Source organism: Nonomuraea roseoviolacea subsp. carminata, from assembly GCF_024172185.1.
GTDB classification, from domain to species: domain Bacteria; phylum Actinomycetota; class Actinomycetes; order Streptosporangiales; family Streptosporangiaceae; genus Nonomuraea; species Nonomuraea roseoviolacea.
Genome location: NZ_JAMZEC010000003.1, coordinates 1 through 545, shown reverse-complemented (window position 1 = coordinate 545; position 545 = coordinate 1). Strand labels below are relative to the sequence as shown.

The window sequence follows — 545 nt, the reverse complement described above, 5'->3', positions numbered from 1 at the left end:
GTGGGTTGTGTGGGGTGGGTTGGGTGTGTTGTGGTTGGGGGTGTTGTGGTTGTGTTGGTGTGGGTGTTTGTGGTGGTTTGTGTGTTGGGTGTTGTTGTGGGTTGTTGTTTGTGGGTGTTGGGTGTGGTTGGGTGTGGTTGTGGTGGTTTTGGTGGGTTGGGTGTGGGTGGTTGGTGGTTGGTGTGGGTTGTTTGGTGGGTTTGTGTGGTGGTGTTGGTGTGTTTTTGGTTGGTGTGGGGTTGTTGGTGTTGGTGTGGTTGGTTGTTGGGTGTTGTTTGTGGTTGTTTGGGGTTGTGTGGTGTGGTTTGGTTGTGGGTGGGTGTTTGGGTGGTGTTGTTGTTTGGGTGTTGGTTTGTGGGTGGTTTGGTGTTGGTGGGTGTTGGGTTTGTGTTGTGGTTGTGTTTGGGTGGGTTGGTGTGGTTGTTTTGGTTGGTTGGTGTGGTGTTTGTTGGTTTGGTGTTGTTGGTGTTGGGTGTTGTGTTGTGGTGTTTTGGTGTGTGGTTTGTTGGGTGGTGGGTGTTTGTGGTGTTGGGGGTGGTGGGTGT

At 52.1% G+C, this 545-nt stretch carries 1 protein-coding gene; it reads left to right on the top strand.

Annotation, left to right across the window (positions count from 1 at the left end; translation table 11 throughout):
• Window positions 1-51: 51 nt before the first annotated feature.
• Window positions 52-545, top strand: a 494-nt coding sequence (locus HD595_RS47405; RefSeq protein ID WP_253781484.1) for a hypothetical protein, incomplete at its 3' end; no start/stop codon positions are given.